We start from the raw sequence: 22,906 nt of genomic DNA, 5'->3' as shown, positions 1-22,906 counted from the left end.
TAGAGTAAATGCAACCGCTAGTATTGCTGAGTAATAAACTGTCTCTCTTTATCGAAATCAACGGATACTTCAACAATCAAGGTTGGTTTATCCGCAATGTAACTGATCCCAGAGAAGTTGAAAAGGTAGTCGAAAATGAGCATATCGCAGGTCTGCTCTGGGATTTTTCCATAACTGACATGAATCAATCTTTAAAGATTCTAAAATCGCTACGCAACAAAATAGCTGGTCCAATAATTGTTTTAGCACCAGCTAAAGAAAAGAGACGACGTTCTCTTTTTTACAATATAAATATTGATAGTTTTATAACTAAACCTTTTGAATATCCTGAACTAGTTGCAAAAGTTAAACAATTGTTTTGGGTTTATGATAAATTTTCTATTACTAAAGGTTCTTCAAAAGGGGCACCAAAAGAAATTAAGAGTGAAACCATCAAGTACAATGATATTGTGATTGATTTCAAACACTATCGAGTAACTCATAATGGTTATGATTTAGGCCTGACGCCCAAGGAATTTAGCTTGTTTTGGTACTTAGTTCAACACCGAGGGAAAGTTATGAGTCGTGATCAATTGTTAGAAGGGGTCTGGGGGTACGATTCGACAGGATCTAGCCGAACGGTCGATATACATATAAGTCATTTGCGTGATAAATTAGCTGAAAGATCCCATTCACAAGATTGTATAAGAACAGTTAGAGGCTTTGGATATGTTTTAGACAATGATTATCCGCTAGTTTCTGAGAAATAAATAGTTTGAAAATATAGTAAGCTCTGCATAAAAAAATCCCCATGTGGCAACCATTTTTGATGGTCACTGCATGGAGATTTTTTATTATCTATTGAGTTTCAAACGGATTATCTTATCAAATTCAGTAATGACAAGGACAATTGCACCGGCAGCAATGGCAAGTCCCCATTCAACAAATCCAATTGAACCGGTTGAAAAGATACTTTGCATAAACGGTACATAAGTCAAGAATAGTTGTAAGACAATCATTAATCCAACAAAGACGAAGGCCTTTGGATTGGAGAATAATTCTTTTGATAAAGCTAGTTTTGGTGTTCTGATATTAAATAGATAGAAAATTTTACCAATGATCAAAGTATTAACCATAGTTGTACTAGAAATTACTTCACCGACACCTTGATTATTGAGATAGATGTCAATAATTAAACTGACGGCTGCAATCAAGATAGCAACGTAAGTCATTTGGAAAACGTCATGTCGATTCATCAATTTACTACCAGTTTTTCTAGGTTTGCGATTCATGATACCATCTTCAGCCGGTTCAAAAATCAAAGCAAATTGAATTGTAATGGCGGAAACCATGTTGATCCAAAGTAATTGTGTTGGTTGCAAAGGAATCTCTTGTTTCATCAAGATTGCATAAGCAACGATCAAACCTTCGGAGAAGGAAATGGGTAGTAGGTAAAGGATACTTTTTTTGATATTGTCGAAGATACGACGACCTTCTCTGATAGCTGAAGACATAGTTGCAAAATTATCATCAGTTAAAATCATGTCAGCCGAATCTTTAGCAACGTCAGTACCTTTGATACCCATAGCAACACCGATATCAGCACGTTTTAAAGCGGGAGCATCGTTGACGCCATCACCAGTCATGGCAGTTACTTTATTATTTTTTTGTAAAGCTTCAATGATTTCCAGTTTATTGCTAGGAGTTGTTCGAGCAAAAACTTGATTTTCATCGGCAGCAATAATTTTTTCTTCATCACTTAATTGGTCCCATTCAGAACCGGTGATAGCATGAATCTCATCGGCTAAACCTAGTTTTTCACCAATTGATTTAGCAGTAATAGCATTGTCACCAGTAATCATTTTTACTTGGACACCAGCAGCACGCATTACTCGAAGTGATTCAATTACTTCTTCACGAGGTGGATCAATGATGGCAACTAGACCTAAGAAGTTTAGACCATCGACAATCATTTCATGAGTTACTTCGTTAGCAGTTTGGGGAGCTTCTTCATAACCTATGGCAATAACTCTTTTACCTTCGGATGAAAATTGCTGAACTTTTTGAAGCCAATAGTCATAGTTGAAATTAGAATCCTGTTTTTGGGCCATTTCTAAAAGTTTATCAGGTGAGCCCTTTACAAATAGGAAACGTTTATCTTCTTCATCTTTAACGATTTTACCAATATAACGATAGTCGGAATCGAAAGGTAAAATATCGATTTCGGTATATTTATTCGTTTGATTGTATGGGAATACTTTGTGATAAAGCGTTAAGAAAGCACCATCAGTAGGCTCACCGTTAATAGTCCACTGACCATTTTCTTGTAATAAAGTTGTATCGTTTGCTTGATAACCTGCTTCTAAAAGAAGTTGCAATTTAGGTGTAATTTCCACGGGTTGACCATTTTTAACAATTTTACCTTCAGGTTTATAGCCGGTTCCAGTTACTTGCAATTCTTGATCATCAATCAAGATATCAGTTACGGTCATTTCATTCTTAGTTAAAGTACCAGTTTTATCAGTAGCAACAACATCAACAGAGCCAAGTGTTTCAACAGCTGGCAGAGTTTTGACAATTGTATGCTGCTTTTTAGCCATGTCACTAACACCTTTGGCCAAAATAACAGAAGTTGTAGCGGGCATACCTTCAGGAATGGCACCGACCATCATTGCTACGACAGCCAGAGCTAACACCGGTAGAGAATATGTATCGAAAATCAAGCCAACAACGAAGATTACAATTGAAGCGGCTACGATAAAGTATGAAACGTTAGTACCTAAACTATCAATGATTTGCATCAAAGGAGTTTTACGTTGTTTTACGGAGCTAACTTCGTCAGAAATCTTACCGATTTCGGTATCTTTGGCAGTAGCAATAACTACACCGCTACCACTACCATTAGTAACAGCAGTTGAGGCAAAAGCCATATTCTTTTGTTCAGCTAAAGGTACATCCTGAGTTAAGGTGTCGGCTATTTTAGCAACTGAGTTAGATTCACCGGTTAAAGCTGATTCTTGAATACGTAAATTATCGGAATCAATAATTCTCAAATCAGCCGGAACGTTGTCACCAGCTTCTAAAAAGACAGTATCACCGACAACTAAATCTTCGGCTGAAATATCTTTTCTTTGACCATCGCGATAGACGGTAGCGTCAATTGATAACATCTGTTTAATTTTTTCCAAAGCATCAGATGCATTGGATTCTTGATAGTATCCAATAATAGCGTTAATGATAACTACCAAGAAAATAATGATTGAGTCTGAGTAGTGACCCATCAGTAGTGTTATTAATGTGGCTGCAATTAAGACGTAGATCACCATGTTGTTAAATTGACGGAAAAAAATCTTCCATTTTGGTGTCTTTTTTGTTTCCAGTTTATTAGGACCATTTTCACTCAAACGTTTTTGAGCTTCTTTTGTAGAAAGTCCGTTTTTAAAATCATTTGTGTTATATGTTTCTTTTAATTCTGTAAATCCTATTTGGTAGGGTTTAGTTTTCAAATTACATCTCCTTATTCGTTTTAAAGTTAAAAAAGCGTAATGCTATAGTAATGTGCTTAAACTCAGCTGCGAATTCGATGCAAGAAATATATAAGATTCGTCTTCAGTTAAATGTCACTCCTTAATTATTAGTAATATAAAGATATCAGCTCACTTATATTATGTCAATATTAAAATAACCATTAGTTTTTTTTAATAAATTAGTCATTGTGGAGTATACCAATTCAAAATTAATCTAGTCCAATTTCTTGTTGTAAACGTTTAACTTACTTTCAAACGGTGAAATGCAAATAAAATCATTGCACTTATGAATGTGTACCAGTATTATTGTGTTCGTTAAAGAACTTTTTTAATTAAGGGAGGAAAATAGGAAAATGAAAACCTATCTTCAAAGAATGGGTCGATCCTTACAATTGCCAGTAGCGGTTTTACCTGCCGCAGCATTGCTTGAAGGAATCGGACACTGGCTTCCTAAGGGGTGGGCGTTAGCTCAATTCTTACAAGTCGGCGGGAGTGCCATTCTAAGTCAACTAGCTTTGCTATTCGCAGTTGGTTTGTCAATTGGGATGTCTAAGGTAAAAGATGGTGCAGCAGCTATGGCTGGGGTTGTAGCTTATATCGTACCTACTTACGTATTAGCTCCCAAACAAGTGGCTTTATTATTAGGAACTAAAGTTACTCAAGTTAATCCAGCTTTTAATGCTATTGCTGGTAATGTATTTATTGGTATTATTGCGGGGTTGATAGCAGCAGCGCTGTTTGACCGTTTTCATGAAACTAAATTGCCAATGGCATTGTCATTCTTTAGTGGAAAACGACTAGTACCAATTTTAGCTACGTTGGTTATGTTATTGATTTCTGTTATTTTACTATTCGTTTGGCCAGTTTTATATGATGCTTTAATTAGCTTTGGTAAATTTATCGTTAATTTAGGTTGGATCGGTGCCGGACTTTTCGGTTTCTTTAATCGTTTATTGATACCAACTGGATTGCATCAGGCCTTAAATCAAGTATTTGAGTTTAATATCGCAGGTATTAATGATATTGGTAATTTCTGGGCTAATAAGGGTACTAAAGGAATCACTGGTATGTACTTAGCCGGATATTTCCCGGTTATGATGTTTGGTTTACCAGCCGGAGCCTTAGCTATTTATAAAAATGCCTTGCCTGAACGTAAAAAAACTACCGCTGGACTGATGTTAGCCGGAGCATTTGCTTCATTCTTTACAGGTGTAACAGAACCATTGGAATTCTCATTTATGTTCGTAGCTTGGCCACTTTATGTTATTCACGCTATTTTTACTGGTTTATCAATGGCTTTTGCGGCCTTTATGCATTGGACAGCTGGTTTTACTTTTAGTGCCGGATTAGTTGATTATATTTTGAGTTTCCATATGCCGATTGCTAATAAACCTTATATGCTACTAGTACAAGGCTTGGTAATGGCAGTTATCTATTATTTTGGCTTCGATTTTGCTATTAAGAAGTTTAATTTATTGACACCGGGACGAGAACCAATTGAATCTGATGAATCAGTTGAAGAGGTTGCTACATCTGATACTGATGATAAATATATGATCATGGCGAAAAAAGTTTATGCTGGTATCGGTGGTCATGACAATATTAGTGTGATTGATAATTGTACGACACGTTTGAGATTACAATTAAAAGATACAGATAAAACTAATAAGTCTCAGATCATGAGTGCTGGTGTTGCTGGTGTAAATATCTTGGATAAAGTAAATATTCAAGTAGTCGTTGGAACAGAGGTTCAGTTTGTTGCAGATGATTTGAGAAAATTATATGAACAAAATGCCGCTATTACGACAATTTCAGATGTTTCCCAAAAAGAACCTAATAAACCTGAACCTGTGAGTGATGTTAAATCTGGAGAAACAGATAGCTTTTACAGTGTTGCCAATGGATATTTGGAAGATATTGAAGAAGTTTCTGATTCAACATTTGCACAGAAGATGTTAGGTGATGGTTATGCAGTCATTCCAACCGATGGTAAGATTACTTCCCCAGTCGATGGGACGATTGAAACTATTTTTCCAACTAAGCATGCATTAGGAATAAAAACTGAAAATGGATTAGAAGTTTTAGTTCACATGGGTATTGATACAGTTCAACTTAAAGGAGAACCTTTTGATATCAAAGTAGAACAAGGGCAAGCGGTTCAACATGGTGACCAATTAGCTCAAGTTGATTTGGAAAAGATTAAACAGGCTGATAAAAAGACTGACATGATGGTTATCGTAACGAATATGCCAAGTGTTAGTTATATGAAATATAATGTTTTGGATAGAGATGTTCAATTGGATCAAGAAGTTGTTAAAGTGACAACTAAGTAGATGTATCACCCTTCATAAATCGCTTAGAAAGTCCATCGAGATTTTACTTAAATAAAAAAGAACAGTATTTATTAAGAAATTCAGGTACCTGAATACTTAACAATACTGTTCTTTTTAGTTAGATTTTAAAACAACTAATTATAACTGAACCTGAGTACGAACGATTTCTTTTAACCCAAGAATTCGAAAACATCCTTGCGGTTATACAAGTGAAGAACTTTTTCTAATAAGAACTGTAAAATCAATGCTACAGCAACAGGCACGATTAGCCAGCTTATAAAGAGCAGAACTACATTGAGACCAGCTTCAAGTGAGGCTAATGGTCCAACTAATCCTACTAAACCAAATCCAGCGGATGCTTGGGTTCCTGAGATACTAAATAGAGCAACTGGAATGGCTGAAATTGTAGCTGTTATTAAACAAGGAACGAGGATAATTGGTTTACGGAAGAGGTTGGGCATCATCATTTTCATAGCACCAAGTGCAATGGCAATTGTGACACCGGGTTTGTTAACTTTCCAAGAGTTAACTACTAGAACAAGTGTAGTTGCAGCAACACCCATGGCAGCAGCACCAGCAGAAATACCGTTAAGTTGAATAGCCATACCGATAGCTACGGTTGAAATTGGTGAGATGATCAGAGTGGCAAAAGCACAACTGATCAAGATACACATTAAGATAGGTTGCAAATTAGTAAATGAATTGATCCCATCCCCGATGGCTTTGGTAATGTCAGTAACGAAAGGATAGAGATAAAAACCAATCAAACCGGCCCCAACACCGACAACGATTGGAGTTAAAACAATCGCAACTGATCCGAATTTATCACCGATCAGAAGAATCAAACCAACAGCAATTGCAGCAGTTAACATGGTATTGATGATGTCACCAGTTCCTGCGCCAATATATGCTTGAGCTTTTTCGTTGAATTTGATAACACCAGAACCAACGAATGAAGCCCCACCAACTACCATCATAGGCATTGGTTTAAAGTCAAATTGTAGAGCAATTAAAGCCCCTATTAATAATGGCGTTCCTAGTTGAAAAATAATTGCCATCTGTCCAATTGCAATAGCAAATGGATTAGTACCGAAGAGTTTAAGGATAGCGGCTAGAACAGCATTGGGAATCAGTCCAATAATAATACCGGTAGCGGTTCCTGATAAAACTTTGTTTAGAAAAATTTTGGCCGTTAGTCTGTTATTCATAATAATTTCCCCTGTGATTTAATTAGTTAGCGCCAAGAATATCTTCTTTACAGTGAATTAATTGAGTTAATAAATCACAGTATGGAGTAGCGATATTGTATTTTTTACCCTTGCGAGAAATTGCTCCGTTGATATAGTCAATTTCAGTTAGACGGTGATTAGTAATGAGGTCTTGATACATTGAAGGGAAGTGCTTGCCAATTGTATCCGGATTAAAACATGATTCAACATGTTCAACAACTTCTTTGACGTCGAGATCTACACCTTCATGCTTAGCAACTGTCGCAAATTCATTTACAACTGTTACAACAATATCGTGAGCTGGTTTAGTAGCACCAAAATTAGTCATGTTAACTTCAAGGATTGAACAAAGACAATTCATTGTTCCGTTAACGCATGCTTTACGATAAATGGAATAGTGAATATTGTCAGAATATTTAGCATTTAGACCTGATTCAGAAAGAAAACTTGCCAATTTTTTAGCTGAATTCTCTTGACCTTGACCAAGATTTTGCAATTCTACTGAGCCATTTCCGAATAATTTAACTTGTCCAGGACCAATCAAACCAGCAGTCCACATAGTATTACCAATGAAGATATTTTCCATTGGAATGTATTTCTCAATAGTATCCTCGTGTCCAATACCATTTAATAGACAAAGTATCTTAGTTTGTTTGGAAATAAGAGGCTTAACATCTTGCAACATTTTGTCTAGTTGCATTGCTTTCGTGAATAAAATAATTAAGTCAGCCTTTTCAGAGCTGTTAATCTCTGATTGAAGCATTACGGGGATATTGACTGTGATGTTTTCACCGTTGAAATTGGCTTTTAGTCCATTCTTCTTAATAGCATTAACGTGATCTGGCCAACCATCGACTAGAGTAACGTCATTGCCACCTTTATGAAGCATGATACCGAATCGACTGCCCATGGCACCCGCACCTGCGATAATAATTTTCATAGTATTTTTCTCCTTTTATGTCTGTACATGTATTATACTCAGACTATTGTGAAAAAAGCTACAAGTAATTGAATAAGTCTTGACTAAAACGTTTTCAACTGTTAGATTATGTTTGAAATAAACATAAGTAAACATTGGGGGATAAGCATGAGCTCATTAGAAGATTTCCAAAAACTAAATCCAGAATATAAGATTCTTTCAATTGATAGTCCAGATTTCAAAAAGTACGGTAAAGTTTATACGAACTACGATATTAGTGAAGTAACTGATTACATGGATAAGAACGTTAAGATTTCAAGTCCTGCTAATTTCTATACACCTTCGAATAAGGGTCTTGAGGCTATTCCAGTTATTCAAGAAATGGGTAAAGACATTTATGCCAACTTACCAATTGAAGCAGGTGAATGTACTGGTCAATCAACTAACTTTTCTGCTATTGAATATCACCAGGGTAGTGAAACTAATATTATGATGACAGATGTGATCATGGTGCTTGGTCAACGTTCAACTCTTGATACTAAAGGTTCATATAGTCCTAGAGATGATGGTCAAACATTCTTTGTCCCAGCTGGTACAGTAGTTGAATTTTATAGTTCAACTTTGCACTATGCTCCGATCAAGGTTCATGATTCAGGCTTTTCAATTATTGTTATGTTGATTAAGGGAAGCAATGAAGAATTGCCAGCTGACTTTAAGAGTTCTAATAAACGTATTGTTAAACAAAACAAGTTCCAATTAGTTGATCCTAGTCGTAAAGATAAGATTGCTATTGGAGTTGAAGTTGGTTTGACTGGTAAGATGATTGAAATGAAACCTTTGGCTGAATAAAAATGAAGTTATAAATTTTCTTACTATTGTAGGTAAGGTGTTATTTAAACTTGCCGTCCTCCGCAACAAGAAAATTTGGCTGGAACGCCGCGGGCACAGATTTGAGCTAATTGAAGTACGTAATTATCTCAAATACTGGTCTTCTACTAAGTGGGTTCACCACTAAGTAGAATTTCGTGGCTGAGCCAATTTTCTTGTTGCACCGGACTAATGTATGATTTTATTTGTTATTTGATCTTAAATTCTAGGTATTAAGAACAAGAAAAAACATCTATTAAAGATTCAGGTACATTTTTTATGTACTTTGAAGGACTTAATAGATGTTTTTTTGTTTCGCAGATGGTGTAACTAACATTTGGCATAATTAAATTTAGATATTTATAGACTTAATTAGATACAACGACTTTTCCAATCATATGATTAGTTTCTACTAATTGATGAGCTGTCTTTAAGTTATCCACATTAATAGGGGATAACTTTTTATTGAGAGTACTTTTGATGATTCCTTCATCTAAAAGATGTGAAATTTGATTTAAAATTTGATGTTGGGTAATCATATCAGAAGTTTGATAGTAGGATTTTGAAAACATCCATTCCCAAGCAAAAGTAGCTCGTTTGGTGGTCAATTTACGTAAGTTTATGGGACGACGATTTTCGGTAATTGAGGCAATGTGCCCGCTGGGTTTGATCAATTCGGCCATTTCATTCCAATGTCCATCGAGATCATTTAATTCTAAAACGTAATCAACATACTTGTAGCCGAGCCGACGAACCTCTGTGACTAAGTCCTTATGATGATTGACCGTTTTATCGGCTCCATGTGCAATTGTCCAGGCAATAGTTTCAGGACGAGAGGCACTGGCGATGACGTTTAAACCCGCCCAGTGAGCTAATTGTGTTGCGGTTGAACCGACACCGCCGGAGCCGTTGATAATGAGAATATTTTTGCCGTGATTGTTTATTTTATCTTCGGGATCAATTTCTAATTGTTCAAAAAGTGCTTCCCATGCAGTTAAAGATGTTAATGGCATTGCCGCAGCCTGCGCATCGGATAATTTTTTTTGGTGCGATACCAACAATTCGTTCATCGACTAATTGGTACTCACTGTTGCTTCCAGAACGGTTGAATGATCCAGCATAAAAGACTCGATTGCCTTTGTTGAAGAGGGTAACTTTTTGACCAATTTCAATTACTGTTCCGACAGCGTCCCAACCGATAATTTTTGGTTGTTTGAGAGTTGCGTGACCACTTTTCCGTACCCCAATATCTACAGGATTGACAGAAACGGCATTAATCTTAACTAGTAGATCATGTCCTTTAGGAATAGGTTTCTCAAGTTCAAATTCAAATAAACTTTTTGGATCTGTAACGGGTAAATGTTGCTGAAATCCGATTGCTTTCATATTATTACTTCCTTTCGAAAGATATGATAGTCTAATATCCAAAAGGAACAATCGTGAAATTTTTGTTACTAGTGGGAGGAGTTTCGTTGTGCAAAGACGAGTTTATGATTGTCAAGTTGGCTGTCCAGTAGAAAGTACACTGCAATTTATTTCGGGTAAATGGAAGAGTGTGATTTTGTATCATCTAATAGAAGAGAAAGTTTGCCATTTTGGACAGTTGAAACGTGATTTGAAAGACTGTTCAACTAGAATGTTGGCTTTACAGTTAGTCGAATTGGAAAAAGATAAGCTTATTCAAAAGAATATCTATTCAGAGGAACCTTTGCGAACTGACTATACTTTGACAGAATTTGGAGCAACATTAATACCAGTCATTAGGGCAATGTCAGAGTGGGGAGACAGATTTAATCAATTAAATGGTTAAAAATATAATGTCTTAATAAAAATTTAATAAATAATATTTACTAAAAATGGACTATACAATTGGTACCTACCACTTTCAGTAAATTGGTCAACTTGTTTAATTAGATTTTTCAAAATAAAAAGCTTCAAAACTTAAGTAACAAACTGTTACTTAGATGTAACATGTGAAAAAAGTATATTTAATTTTTCCGATCTTTTTTAATTAAATTGAAAATGCTGATATAAAGGGGATAAAGGAACAATATATTTGAAAACAATGAAAAATTAAGCAAACTTTCAATTCTCACAAACACTCACAATAACGATCAAAAACAATCTAATATGTTTTGATCAAATAATACCTATTTTTTGGATACGCCGATGTGATAAGCCAAAATAAAGGACCAAAAGTGTGGAAAATGAATTAAAAAAATTATAAGTAAAGTTTAAAAATGTTTTTATTTGCGCCTTTTTGTTAAAAGTACTGTTTTTTTTTCTGAAAAAATGATATTATGTAAGGGTTCACATGAAGGGTGAGCTCTATTAAAGCGATTTATTTAGAAATTATTCTATTTTTATTGTCAATTCGATCATAAATGGGTGGTCAAAGTAAGCGCTTTAATGACATAAAAATAAAGGAGGATTAAACATGGTTGGAATTGTTATTGCAAGCCATGGTGACTTTGCCAAAGGCATCAAGATGTCTGGATCAATGATTTTCGGTGAACAAAAAGATGTTCAAGCCGTTACATTGCAACCAGATATGGGTCCTGATGATCTAAAAGCAAAATTGGAAGAAGCTGTTTCTTCTCTAGAAGACCAAGAACAAGTATTGTTCCTAGTTGACTTGTGGGGTGGAACACCATTCAACCAAGTAAATGGTTTGTTCGAGGCACATAAAGATAAGTGGGCTATCGTTGCTGGTCTAAACTTACCTATGTTGATTGAAGCATATGCTTCACGTCTATCAATGAACTCAGCACAAGAAATTGCTGCTCATATCATTGAAACAGCAAAAGATGGTGTTAAGGTTCGTCCAGAATCACTACAACCAAAGGAAACTAAGGCTGCTGTTGCACCAAAACAAGCACCATCAGGTGGTCAACCTGGTTCAATGAAATACGTTTTGGCACGTGTTGATTCACGTCTATTGCATGGTCAAGTTGCCACTGCATGGACTAAGACAACAAGTCCTACACGTATCATTGTTGTTTCAGATAACGTTGCTAAAGATGATTTGCGTAAGCAATTGATCATGCAAGCTGCACCAGTTGGTGTTCACGCTCACGTTATTCCAATTGACCAAATGATCAAGATTGCCAAAGATGATAAACACTTTGGTGGGGAACGTGCATTGTTGCTCTTTGAAACACCACAAGATGTTAAGAGAGCTATTGATGGAGGAGTTCCATTGAAGACAATCAATGTTGGTTCAATGGCTCACTCAGTTGGTAAAGTTCAACCAAATAAGGTTTTGGCTTTCGATCAAAATGATATCGATACTTATAAGGCTATGGAAAAAGAAGGCATCAAGTTTGATGTTCGTAAAGTTCCTACAGACTCAGAAGATAACCTTGATAACATTATGAAGAGAGCTCAAGACGAACTAAACAAAGCAAAATAATTTAATTTTATATATATGAGAAATAAAACGGAGGATTAATAATCATGCAATTAAACGCTATTCAGATTATTCTAGTCGTTTTAGTTTCATTCTTAGCTGGTATGGAAGGTATCTTGGATGAATTCCATTTTCACCAACCAGTTATTGCATGTACTCTAATCGGCTTAGTTACAGGTCAATTGTTACCTTGTCTTATCCTTGGTGGTTCATTACAAATGATCGCCTTGGGTTGGGCTAATATCGGTGCTGCCGTAGCACCTGATGCTGCTTTGGCAGCCGTTGCTTCAGCTATTATTCTTGTTCTTGGTGGTAAAGGTAGAGCTGGTGTTGGTTCAGCTATTGCTATCGCTGTTCCTTTGGCTGTTGCCGGACTACTATTAACAATTCTATGTCGTACATTAGCAACTGGTATTGTTCATATCATGGATAAAGCTGCTGAACAAGGTAGTTTTAGAAAGATTGAATTCTGGCAATATGTTGCTATCTGTATGCAAGGTGTTCGTATCGCTATCCCTGCTGCATTGATCCTTGCAATTGGTGCTGGCCCTGTTAAGGAAATGCTTAATGCTATGCCAGCATGGTTGTCTGATGGATTATCAATCGGTGGTGGTATGGTTGTTGCCGTTGGTTACGCTATGGTTATCAATATGATGGCTACTAGAGAAGTATGGCCATTCTTCGCAATTGGTTTCGTACTTGCAACAATCACACAATTAACACTAATTGGTCTTGGTGCTATCGGTATTTCTATGGCGCTTATCTACTTGAAATTGGAAAAATCAGGTGGTAATGGCGGTTCAAACAATGGTGGAGGAAACTCCAACACTGGTGATCCAGTCGGCGACATTATAGATAACTACTAAGAGGGGAGAACACATAAAAATGGCAGATCAAGTAAAGATTTCTAAAAAAGATAGAATTTCCGTTTGGTGGCGTTCAACATTCCTTCAAGGTTCATGGAATTACGAACGTATGCAAAATGGTGGCTGGACTTACTCATTAATTCCAGTACTTAAAAAATTATACAAGACAAAAGAAGACCGTGCCGCAGCTTTGAAGCGTCACATGGAATTCTTCAACTGTCACCCATACCTAGCTTCACCTATTCTTGGTGTTACTATGGCTTTGGAAGAAGAACGTGCCAATGGTGCACCTATTGATGATGTTACTATTCAAGGTGTTAAAGTTGGTATGATGGGTCCTTTGGCTGGTATTGGTGATCCTGTGTTCTGGTTCACTGTTAAGCCTATTATTGGTGCTTTGGCTGCTTCATTGGCTATGACTGGTAATATTCTTGGACCAATCATTTACTTCGTAGCATGGAATGCTATTCGTATGGCCTTCATGTGGTACACACAAGAACTTGGCTACAAAGCCGGTTCAAAGATTACAGAAGACGTTTCTGGTGGTGTCCTACAAGACATCACAAAGGGTGCTTCAATTCTAGGTATGTTTATCCTAGGTTCATTGATTAACCGTTGGGTTGTTGTTAAGTTCACACCAACAGTTTCATCAGTTAAACTAGATAAGGGTGCTTATATCGACTGGTCACATCTACCAGCTGGTGCACAAGGAGTCAAGGAAGCCTTGATTCAACAAAAGGCTGGTCTTTCATTGACAGCTCACAAGGTAACAACATTGCAAGATAACTTGGATCAATTGATCCCTGGATTAGCAGCTTTGCTTCTAACATTGTTCTGCATGTGGTTATTAAAGAAGAAAGTTTCTCCAATCGTAGTTATTCTTGGTTTGTTCGTTGTCGGTGTTGTCCTACACGTACTTCACATTATGTAATTATTTGAAACTTTCAAATATGGGGTGGACTCAATTAAATGAGTTCCGCCTCTTTTTTGATAATAGATATTTTCAGACGTATAATACTTTTTAAATAGATAAAGGGGTTAGGTTAAATGGTTCAATCAATAAATACGAAGTCGGATTTGGTCATGAATGCAACTTCTCACTTAGGAATGGCAGATTACGGTAAGATCATGATCGGAGATAAAGGCTTTGAATTTTATGATGATCGTGATACTAATAACTATATCCAGATTCCTTGGACAGAAGTCCGTTTGGTAATTGTTTCAGTGGTTTTTGGTGGCAGATGGATTCCTCGTTTTGCTATTGAAACTAAGAAGAATGGTACTTTTTCCTTTTCAGCAAGAGATCCTAAGAAGGCATTACGTGCTATTAGGGTCTATATCAGACCAGATCATATCGTTCGTTCACTTGGGTTCTTCCAAGTTATTAAACGGGCTTTTACAAGAAATCCAAATAAAAAGAAAAAGTCTAAGAAATAAGGGAACAATATTTTTTGTTTTTAGATAAAAAATTCCAGTATAATAACCATTTATTTAATGGTTACCGTACTGGATTTTTTTATGCCAAAAATGACAAAGTGGACGATTTGGGAACAGAATTTTTGAAAAAATAAGGTTCAAGGATTATCTTAATGATGATCATAGACAATCAAGGTGATTAAAATGGAAAATGAATTGAGTTTTGAAAGAAAAATCAGTTTTGAGCCATTATTGATCAGTATTTTTTTTGGAGTTGTAATAGCAACTATTTTCTATTCTATTTTTCCAAAGTATCCTTTAATTAGTCTCATTTTGGGCATATTAGCCTTTGTTAGTGAGAGCACAGTAATTTATCCTAAGTATCTGTCGAAGTCCTATGGTTACTGGAAAATTGATGATCAGGGAGTCTACTACTATGATTACAGTACTTGGGAGAAGAGAGTCTTAGCTATTTTTTTACCAAAACGTGAAAAGGTCATAAAAATGCCCTTTGCAGATATCAAAAATTTTTCAATAGTTGATGGTAAATCAATTATGAATACTCAATATCCCTTGGGTGGATCCCTAGGTGTTCCTTTAACCAGAAGAATCAATTGTCTAGTTATTAGAACTGGACACCGTCAAGTAAGGTTAAATTGTGCTTGGAAGTCGTCTGGTATTCCGACTACAGCTGATGATATTAAAAAAATTGTAGAATTTATTGATTCAAAAATGAAATAACGAATCTTTTTTAAGATTCGTTATTTTTTATTTAAGAGCTTAATTATATAAGCTATGTGAGAAGTACAATTTGAAGGGTGAGTTCTGTATGGAAGAAACAATAGCAGGACTTGTGTAATCTCAACGATTAAAGAATACTTTATCGAACGCGTTTCATGTCAAGACGATTTTTAATATAATTTAAGTGAAAAAGAATAAAGGGAGTAAACATGAAACTGTTAAAAAATAATTTAACTAAGATAGTTATTGCTAGTCTTTTGTTTCCATCGGTTCTGACTTTGATGGGACTAATTATTCGCAAGAAAAATGCTAATAGTCTTTGGCAGGCTTTAGGTGATTTAGTTGTTTTTATAGTGGCATATTTGTTAAATAAAGGTTATTTTACTCAAAAAGTTTATTGGTTTAATTCTAAAAAAATTGGTAAGCAACTTTATACAACTTTGCCAGCGATTGTTATTATTGCTTTTTTAAATTCGGCGATGTTAGTAGCGACTGATTTTCAAGTTAAGTTAAAAGTCATTATGATCTGCTTATTGGTAGGACTAGCGGAGGAGTATATTTTTAGGGGATTGTTAGTAGGATTATTCTTGAAGCTATTACATAACAATGCTTTAGGCGCTGTAACTGGTTCAAGCATTATTTTTGGATTGATTCATATGATGAACTTAAAATCATTACCAATTGGATATGTTTCAGCTCAAGTAATTTTTGCGGCAGCATTAGGTATACTTTTTGGAACAATTTATTTAAAAACTCGTAATTTAAGTATCGTTATAGCACTACATGCATTACGGGATATGTTCCCTATGTTCTCTAATAAGATGATGGCACAAGCCGCACAAACAACGTTTTCGATGGCTTCACTTTACGTGACGATTGTTTTCCTAGCGATTGCTTTAGTGATTGCCTATGTTCAATTGCAAAATTTTGAAATAAAAAAAGAGGAAGCTTAGGCTTCCTCTTTTTAATCTAATTTAAGTGGCTGTGTACTATCCAACCAATCGTTAGTTTGAATGTTTTTGAAATACATGGTTACTTCTGAAGTAGTACTGTCCACTTTAACTAACAAGGCACCGTCAAAACTCTTACCAGGTAAGACCTGACCATTATTTGCGGATGCAACTAGTTGTTGATTGTCGCCAGTAGCGTTAGTGGCATTTAATTGCTTACCATCTTGTTTAAGCATGATAGCATTACTTTGAACTTGTCCAGGCACTTGATTGCTGTTGGTTTTATTAGTGTAATTATATTTGACTAATAGAGCAGCATCACCGTTTGAATCTTTAATAAGTTTAACTTCGTTAGAGATTTTGAAAGTATACCAATCAGTATCGTAAGTTAAATCACTGTAACTTCCAGCATTTTGAATTTTGTTTTCAGCTGGTTTTTGTTCGGGCTGTTTTTCCACTTTTTTGGCTGGTTCTTCTTTAGTTACTTTCTGAGCCTTGTTTTTCTTAGCTTTTTTGGTGGTTTTCTTTTTGGCTTTTTTCTGTGGTTTAACCTTTTCAATTTTATGAGAAGGTTGTGATTCATTATTGTTGTTAGAATTTGCTCTCCAAAAAATAAATAGACCAATTAGAATAATTAGAATTAAAATGGTGGAAATAATAAATGATCTTTTCTTGTAAAAAGGTAATCTTTTTCTCCGAAGCGCTTCACGAGTCATACGAGATCTAATGTTGCGATTTTCCCTTTTCATAACGCTACTCCCCTGTGAATAATTCGATACTTTTATAATATCATAATTACTTCGTAGGAATTAATTTACAAAAAAATGCTTAGTTTTTTTTTGTAAAGAAATTTTAAATAAGAGTGTTGAACTGTCTTTTAAAAAGTGGTATAAATATCTGGTCGAAGTTAATGAGATAGTTATTTTGCATAGAAGGGGGTCACAATGATGTTGTTTTTTGGTAATCATGGCGATTATGAAGTAACTTGTAATTTCTTTAGCAAAGAAGGCCAAACAGTTGCTAAGAAGCGCATTTGTCACAATGTTTCTAAAAAAGAGGCACGTGACGGTATGAGAGATTATGTTACAAACAGATTCTCTGATATTATTGATGTAGCTCATCCCATTAAAGTTGTCGCTAAATTGACAACTAAATAGAAGGATATATAAGGGTAAGTATTTAGATGGAACTTGTTGGTTCCATCTTTTTTTTTGCAAAAGATTGGTATGATAGACACGAGGAGGCAAATTATGGATCATGAAAAAGTGACAGGTAAACGTTTCTTTTACGTAACCGTATTAAATGTTGTGATTACAATTACTGAATTTGTCGGAGGGTTTGTTTCTGGTAGTTTAGGTTTGATCTCCGATGCCTTTCATAATTTAGAGGATTCACTTTCAATTGTGATTTCATACGTTGCTAGTGTTATTGGTAAAAGAAAAAATAATAGTAAGAAGACATTTGGTTATAAGAGGGCTGAAATTTTGGCAGCTTTTGTTAATTCGATTGTATTAGTGGTAATTACATTGATGATGGTTTTTGAATCATTTAAACGATTGTCTCAGCCTCAACAAATCAATGGTAAATTAATGATGATCGTTTCTTTAATTGGATTAGCGGCTAATTTTGTATCGATGGTAATGCTAATGTCTGGATCGAAGCATAATTTAAATATCAAGGCGACTTTTTTACATATGTTGACCGATACGTTATCTTCAGTAGGGGTTTTTCTAGCTTCAATTTTCGTGATTCTATTCAATTGGACTTGGGTAGATCCTGTGATTACAATCGTGATTGCTATCTGGTTGCTTAAGGAAGCTTACAGCGTGGTTTCAGAAACAATCAATATTCTAATGGAGGCCAGTCCTAAAATTGATCTAGATGCTGTTCAGGCCGAAATATTGACTATTCCTGAGATTGTTAAGGTTCACCATGTTCATGTTTGGATGATTGATGAAAATCATATTATGTTGGATGCTCATATTAACGTGAAGAAAAATTGTAATATGGTTGAACTGGATTCACTTTATGACAAGGCTGATAAATTATTGAATGATAAATTCGATATTACGCACGTCACCTTACAGGCTGAGTGTGCGAGAGGGTTGGATAACTCGTTGATCGATTAATATAGAAATTGAATTGTGCTAAGATTAATAGGTAATTTTATATGAAAGTTGGGAATGTCGTAATATGGTAAAACTTGTCATGGTAAGGCATGGAGAAAGTATTGCTAATGCTTTAAATCAATATACGGGGTGGAATAATGTTGGTTTAACTCAAGAAGGCATCGTCCAAGCACACGTAGCTGCTAAAAAACTTCAAGGATTTTATTTTGACCACGTTCATACTTCAGTTTTGCAACGAGCAATTATTACAGCTTATATTATTCAAGATGATTTAAATCTTAATTATGTGCCAATCACAAAAACTTGGCGCTTGAATGAACGTCATTATGGAGCTTTGAGAGGGCTCAATAAAGATGCCACTAGAAGAGAGTATGGTATTGAACAAGTTCACCATTGGCGCCGTAGCTTCTATTCAATACCGCCTAAGTTAGAAAAACCAGATCCAAACGTTGGACCTTATAAGTACTTTGACGCCAGGATCATGCCAGTAGCAGAGAGTTTATATGAGGCGTATCAACGAATCATTCCTTATTATGTTGATCATGTGGCTCCAGGATTGCTTGATGGCAAAAATCAATTGATTGTGGCGCATGGTAGTACTATCAGGGCTTTGATTAAGTATATTGAGGGTATTAGTGATGAGGATATTGATGGGGTTGAAGTTGCTAATGGAAAACCTTTGATTTATGAATTTGATGATAAATTAAAAGTTGTGGATAGCAATCGAACTGAAAAATAATTATATTTGAAAATAAATGGAAGCACCTTTGAAGTCGAAGTGGACTTTGAATGTGCTTTCATTTTTTTTGAAAAATTTAAAGAAAATGCTTTCTTTTTGGAAATAATGCGTTAAACTATTAAAATGGTCTAGATAAGTTAGTGACGTTTTATGTGCCAAAAAGACTTATTTAAACTAATTTATTGTAATAATGTTCATTTCAGCATGAGTAGTAAAGATTGAATAATGAGAAACAAGTAGTTCCTTATACAAATCAAACGTATCACGTTAAAAAAATAATTATTACTAATATTTGGTCAAATCGAGAAGGAGTTTCGTATGAATATTTTAATTGCTTTAATACCGGCTCTAGGTTGGGGTTTCATGCCAATCATTACCGGAAAAGTTGGTGGTTCACCAGTTAATCAGATGTTTGGAATTGGTGCCGGTGCCACAATTGTTGGTTTGATTTCTTATTTGGTTACTCAACCTAGTGTTAGTGCACAAGCTTTTTGGTTTTCTGTCTTGTGTGGTGCTTTATGGACTATCGGACAAATCGGTCAGTTCATTTCTTTCAAACGTATCGGTGTATCTGGTACAGTTCCCTTATCAACTGTTTTTCAATTAGTTGGTAATTCAATTATTGGAATGTTGATCTTTGGCGACTGGGCTGGAGTTCAATCGAAGATTATCGGAATTATTGCGTTAGCAATCGTCGTTGTAGGTGCCTTGTTGACCTCAGTAACCGATAGTTCTTCTGGTAAGAAGATGGAAGCTAAAGATGCGGCTTTCTTATTATGTACAACTGTTGGATTTTGGATCTATTCATCATTTCCTAATATTCCAATTGTTAAAGCAGAAAGTTCAACTGGTATTTTTTTACCAGAAATGTTGGGAATTCTTTTAGGGGCTATCATTTATGCCTTATTTACAGATAAGGATTCATTCAAACAAAAACAACAATATCAAAATATTATTGCTGGTATCGCTTGGGGAATTGCTGCTTTTGCTTATATTTTCTCAGCTAAAGCTAACGGTAATACATCAGCATTTATCTGGACACAATTGAATGTAGTTATCGGTACCTTTGGTGGAATCTTTGTTCTTCATGAACGTAAGAGCCGTCATGAGTTGACGTTTACTATTTTAGGGATTGTCTTGATTGTTATTGGTAGTGTTGCAACCTCATTTGCATAGAAATTTAATAAAAATATTAAAAACAACGCTTATAAGAAGCTCAAGATATGCATAATCATATCTGAACTCTTTAATAAGCGTTGTTTTTTATTTAAAGCACATTTTAAAATTCATACTAAATTTATTATGCTATCACGGGCTCTGAGATGTTTTCTCTTAAATAATCAAATTCACCATAGCCACTGTATAGAAATATATATTGAATATCTTTATAATTAAATTTGATTCGGTTCCAACCGTAATAATTATCTTCTTGAATTGTGGATATTTCTGTAATAGGAATGCTGATAGCGTCTGATTTGGTCAAACCTTTTAGTGCTGAAATTTTTAACATTCCTTTAGTAAACTTGAACTGTACATATCCATATTTGATTCCTGTATTTTGGTTGATAATTTGAACATAAGCAAACATTATTTTCACGTTCCTTTCTTGATTCACCTATACCATAGACTATCGAACTGGTTTGATAGCAAGGGGATGAAGAAAAAAACTTTGATTGCTATGGAACTGGTTTCATAAAATAATATATGATTAATTGAATTGAGGAGGAAGTAAATTTGATCAAACATATTTTTTCAGATATGGATGGAACTTTATTACAAAGCAATTGTAGAATTAGTGAAACTAATGTGAATGTAATTAAAGAAAGTGACATTCCATTTACATTGGTTTCAGCTCGTTCACCGATGGAGATGACGGATGTTATTGATAAATTGGAACTGACTGAACCTCAGATTGCTTTTAATGGTGGTTTGATTTTTCAAAAAATAGAGAATGATTTAAAGATTATTAAAGAAGACGCTATTGAAAATGCCAGTGTTAAGAAAATATTGGCTGAAGTTAAAGATTCTTTTCCAAAAGTAAGCTGTAGTTTTTATGATTTGGATAAATGGTATGTCGAAAAGATTGATCGTGGAGTTAAATATGAGGCCGAACTAGGTGGACAGACGCCTAATTTGACTAATTTTGTTTCTTTACTAAAACAAGAATCAACTAAGATATATAAAATAATGCTGATTTGTTTTGATAAAGACGAAATGAAAACGTTAGTTGAAAGAATGGAACAGTTGAATAAAGGCGATATGAGTGTTAACCAATCAAGTGCCGAATATTTAGAGATTACTAGTCCCTTGGCACAAAAGTCTCGAGGAATCCGTTATATTCAAAAGTTAGAGAATTTAGAGAAACTAGAGATGGCCGCCTTTGGAGATGGATATAATGATCTGTCGATGTTTGAAACGGTTGGGACGCCGATTGTTATGGATAATGCTTTGCCTGGAGTAAAAGATTATGGCAAACATATTACTAAAGATAATAATCATGATGGCGTTGCTTTTGGTATAAAAGAATATTTAAAACCTAATCAATAGCCATAAACATGAAAATAATTGATTGTCAGAGATTTTTGAAGTAATTATAGGTAATTAATTGTTTTTTAAAGAAAATCTATGAGAGGCTTTATAAATTGAATCAGTGAAGAACCATTGATTAAATTAACAATATTAAAATAGCATTCATTAAGAATTGTCGTAATTACTTAATGGATGCCATTTTTTTATGTTAGAAATTATATATTTTTAAACTTTAGCAATTTTAAGAATGTGGTCTTTTAAATATTTTGCTTCACCGTAACCAGTATTGATAAAGGTGTATTTTTTGCCACCATAAAAGAAACTGATACGATCAACGCCATAAAAGTTTTCGACGGTTAGATCGATGATTTTAGAAATTGGAATGGTAATACGATGCAAAGCTTTCATGCCTCTGCTCATCGTCATGGAAAGCTTATCTTCATCAAATTTAAAATACACATATCCCTTAAAGACTTCAGAGTCTTTGTCGATAATTTGAATGTAAGTAAACATGATAATCACTTTCTTTCTATTAAATTAATTATCAATGATACCGAACTTTTAATATCATTGACTACTGTGAATTATATTTAGAAAATTGAGAAAGTGAATTTAAGAGTCCCAACCATGACAAGATGTACAATATTAAGCCAAATTTTTGCTTTAATTTATTAAAAAAGCTATTTTTTATTAAAATAATTTTTTATAAAAGTAGGCGATGAAGATGGAAAAGGATTTTGCAAGAAAATTAAATTGGAAACCATTGCTTAATAGTTTAATTTTAGGAGCAGCTATTGGAACCTTTATCTATATTCTTCTAGATCATAATTTGATTATTGGTATTGTTCTGGGGATTTTGACTTTTTTGGTACAAAGTATGGTCGTCTATCCAAGAATTTTGCCAAGTCTTTATGGATACTGGAAAATAACTGATGGAAAGATTTATTTCTATGATTACAATACTTGGTCGAAAAGAATCAAAGCCATTTTTATGCCGGTAGTTAAGAAGCAAGCTTCAGTATCGTTTGAGAATATTCTTTCGTATGCCATCGTTGTTAGTAAAAAATCTGATCAGTGGCTACCACACTACATTATTCTTCGTCTTGATGATGGACACGATGTAGCCTTAGATTTGTCTTGGAACTTGTTAAAGTCAGGTGCACCTGAAAAAGATGTTGAGTGGGTAGTAGATTTTATTACCTCAAAGCTTCATCAAAAGACGGTTGAAGTGTTACAAGGCTAAAATAAATAAATCGTACAAAAATACCCGTGT

Annotated in this window: 22 protein-coding genes and 1 pseudogene; 16 read left to right on the top strand and 7 right to left on the bottom strand. The window is 34.8% G+C overall.

Going from position 1 to position 22,906, the window contains the following annotated elements:
- Positions 1–8: 8 nt before the first annotated feature.
- Complete coding sequence (locus LAB100_RS03835) at positions 9–749, top strand: winged helix-turn-helix transcriptional regulator (RefSeq protein WP_119325837.1); 741 nt, start codon at positions 9–11, stop codon at positions 747–749.
- Between the two features lie 84 nt (positions 750–833).
- Here the strand turns inward: LAB100_RS03835 and LAB100_RS03830 are convergent, their stop codons facing one another.
- A complete protein-coding gene (locus tag LAB100_RS03830) occupies positions 834–3,485 on the bottom strand; it encodes an HAD-IC family P-type ATPase (protein ID WP_119325838.1) in 2,652 nt (883 codons plus the stop codon).
- Positions 3,486–3,859: 374 nt separating this feature from the next.
- Here LAB100_RS03830 and nagE point away from each other — a divergent pair, with 374 nt between their 5' ends.
- Positions 3,860–5,839 carry an N-acetylglucosamine-specific PTS transporter subunit IIBC gene (gene nagE, locus LAB100_RS03825; protein WP_119325839.1) on the top strand — a complete coding sequence of 660 codons (1,980 nt, stop codon included), beginning with the start codon at positions 3,860–3,862 and terminating at the stop codon, positions 5,837–5,839.
- Positions 5,840–6,009: 170 nt separating this feature from the next.
- Here nagE and LAB100_RS03820 read toward each other — a convergent pair whose 3' ends face one another.
- Together LAB100_RS03820 and LAB100_RS03815 are read right to left on the bottom strand one after the other, a co-directional pair.
- Positions 6,010–7,047 (bottom strand): PTS sugar transporter subunit IIC, encoded by a 1,038-nt coding sequence (locus LAB100_RS03820; RefSeq protein ID WP_119325840.1) that lies wholly within the window; start codon positions 7,045–7,047, stop codon positions 6,010–6,012.
- A gap of 22 nt (positions 7,048–7,069) precedes the next feature.
- Positions 7,070–8,008: a 2-dehydropantoate 2-reductase gene (locus LAB100_RS03815; RefSeq protein ID WP_119325841.1), complete on the bottom strand. Its 939-nt coding sequence runs from the start codon at positions 8,006–8,008 to the stop codon at positions 7,070–7,072.
- Between the two features lie 147 nt (positions 8,009–8,155).
- Between LAB100_RS03815 and LAB100_RS03810 the strand changes: the two genes are divergently transcribed.
- Positions 8,156–8,836, top strand: a complete 681-nt coding sequence (locus tag LAB100_RS03810) for a DUF4867 family protein (protein ID WP_119325842.1) — start codon at positions 8,156–8,158, stop codon at positions 8,834–8,836.
- A 386-nt stretch (positions 8,837–9,222) separates the two neighbouring features.
- Here the strand turns inward: LAB100_RS03810 and LAB100_RS03805 are convergent.
- Positions 9,223–10,240, bottom strand: a pseudogene (locus LAB100_RS03805) (zinc-binding alcohol dehydrogenase family protein).
- A gap of 88 nt (positions 10,241–10,328) precedes the next feature.
- Here LAB100_RS03805 and LAB100_RS03800 point away from each other — a divergent pair.
- The 7 genes from LAB100_RS03800 to LAB100_RS03770 all read left to right on the top strand — a co-directional run bounded on the left by LAB100_RS03800 (position 10,329) and on the right by LAB100_RS03770 (position 16,239).
- Positions 10,329–10,664 carry a winged helix-turn-helix transcriptional regulator gene (locus tag LAB100_RS03800; protein WP_119325843.1) on the top strand — a complete coding sequence of 112 codons (336 nt, stop codon included), beginning with the start codon at positions 10,329–10,331 and terminating at the stop codon, positions 10,662–10,664.
- A gap of 627 nt (positions 10,665–11,291) precedes the next feature.
- Complete coding sequence (locus LAB100_RS03795; protein ID WP_119325844.1) at positions 11,292–12,266, top strand: PTS sugar transporter subunit IIB; 975 nt, start codon at positions 11,292–11,294, stop codon at positions 12,264–12,266.
- A 44-nt stretch (positions 12,267–12,310) separates the two neighbouring features.
- Positions 12,311–13,129 carry a PTS mannose/fructose/sorbose transporter subunit IIC gene (locus LAB100_RS03790; protein ID WP_119325845.1) on the top strand — a complete coding sequence of 273 codons (819 nt, stop codon included), beginning with the start codon at positions 12,311–12,313 and terminating at the stop codon, positions 13,127–13,129.
- Between the two features lie 19 nt (positions 13,130–13,148).
- A complete protein-coding gene (locus tag LAB100_RS03785) occupies positions 13,149–14,060 on the top strand; it encodes a PTS system mannose/fructose/sorbose family transporter subunit IID (protein ID WP_119325846.1) in 912 nt (303 codons plus the stop codon).
- Between the two features lie 116 nt (positions 14,061–14,176).
- Positions 14,177–14,566: a DUF956 family protein gene (locus LAB100_RS03780; RefSeq protein WP_119325847.1), complete on the top strand. Its 390-nt coding sequence runs from the start codon at positions 14,177–14,179 to the stop codon at positions 14,564–14,566.
- Positions 14,567–14,749: 183 nt separating this feature from the next.
- Entirely contained in the window at positions 14,750–15,286 is a 537-nt protein-coding gene (locus LAB100_RS03775) for a hypothetical protein (protein ID WP_119325848.1), read from the top strand.
- A 209-nt stretch (positions 15,287–15,495) separates the two neighbouring features.
- The gene (locus LAB100_RS03770; RefSeq protein WP_119325849.1) at positions 15,496–16,239 is read left to right on the top strand and encodes a CPBP family intramembrane glutamic endopeptidase; all 744 of its coding nucleotides are present in this window, start codon (positions 15,496–15,498) and stop codon (positions 16,237–16,239) included.
- A gap of 11 nt (positions 16,240–16,250) precedes the next feature.
- Here the strand turns inward: LAB100_RS03770 and LAB100_RS03765 are convergent, their stop codons facing one another.
- The gene (locus tag LAB100_RS03765) at positions 16,251–16,985 is read right to left on the bottom strand and encodes a DUF5067 domain-containing protein (protein WP_119325850.1); all 735 of its coding nucleotides are present in this window, start codon (positions 16,983–16,985) and stop codon (positions 16,251–16,253) included.
- A gap of 195 nt (positions 16,986–17,180) precedes the next feature.
- Between LAB100_RS03765 and LAB100_RS03760 the strand changes: the two genes are divergently transcribed.
- From LAB100_RS03760 to LAB100_RS03745, 4 genes are all read left to right on the top strand, one after another.
- Positions 17,181–17,393: a hypothetical protein gene (locus LAB100_RS03760; RefSeq protein WP_245865731.1), complete on the top strand. Its 213-nt coding sequence runs from the start codon at positions 17,181–17,183 to the stop codon at positions 17,391–17,393.
- Positions 17,394–17,486: 93 nt separating this feature from the next.
- Positions 17,487–18,365, top strand: a complete 879-nt coding sequence (locus LAB100_RS03755) for a cation diffusion facilitator family transporter (protein ID WP_119325851.1) — start codon at positions 17,487–17,489, stop codon at positions 18,363–18,365.
- Between the two features lie 64 nt (positions 18,366–18,429).
- Positions 18,430–19,104 (top strand): 2,3-bisphosphoglycerate-dependent phosphoglycerate mutase, encoded by a 675-nt coding sequence (locus LAB100_RS03750; protein WP_119325852.1) that lies wholly within the window; start codon positions 18,430–18,432, stop codon positions 19,102–19,104.
- 318 nt (positions 19,105–19,422) lie between these two features.
- The gene (locus LAB100_RS03745; RefSeq protein ID WP_119325853.1) at positions 19,423–20,280 is read left to right on the top strand and encodes a GRP family sugar transporter; all 858 of its coding nucleotides are present in this window, start codon (positions 19,423–19,425) and stop codon (positions 20,278–20,280) included.
- A 124-nt stretch (positions 20,281–20,404) separates the two neighbouring features.
- Here LAB100_RS03745 and LAB100_RS03740 read toward each other — a convergent pair whose 3' ends face one another.
- Positions 20,405–20,692 (bottom strand): response regulator, encoded by a 288-nt coding sequence (locus tag LAB100_RS03740; RefSeq protein WP_119325854.1) that lies wholly within the window; start codon positions 20,690–20,692, stop codon positions 20,405–20,407.
- Positions 20,693–20,838: 146 nt separating this feature from the next.
- Between LAB100_RS03740 and LAB100_RS03735 the strand changes: the two genes are divergently transcribed.
- Complete coding sequence (locus tag LAB100_RS03735; RefSeq protein WP_119325855.1) at positions 20,839–21,651, top strand: HAD family hydrolase; 813 nt, start codon at positions 20,839–20,841, stop codon at positions 21,649–21,651.
- Between the two features lie 207 nt (positions 21,652–21,858).
- On the opposite strand, the gene LAB100_RS03730 is transcribed toward LAB100_RS03735, so the two are convergent.
- Positions 21,859–22,146 (bottom strand): hypothetical protein, encoded by a 288-nt coding sequence (locus tag LAB100_RS03730; protein ID WP_119325856.1) that lies wholly within the window; start codon positions 22,144–22,146, stop codon positions 21,859–21,861.
- 211 nt (positions 22,147–22,357) lie between these two features.
- On the opposite strand from LAB100_RS03730, the gene LAB100_RS03725 reads away from it, so the two are divergent.
- Complete coding sequence (locus tag LAB100_RS03725; protein WP_119325857.1) at positions 22,358–22,876, top strand: hypothetical protein; 519 nt, start codon at positions 22,358–22,360, stop codon at positions 22,874–22,876.
- Positions 22,877–22,906 lie beyond the last annotated feature (30 nt).

The sequence above is a fragment of the Companilactobacillus musae genome, assembly GCF_003967595.1.
GTDB lineage: Bacteria > Bacillota > Bacilli > Lactobacillales > Lactobacillaceae > Companilactobacillus > Companilactobacillus musae.
The sequence above is the reverse complement of the archived record's forward strand: the minus strand, read 5'-3'. Positions and strand labels throughout refer to the sequence as shown.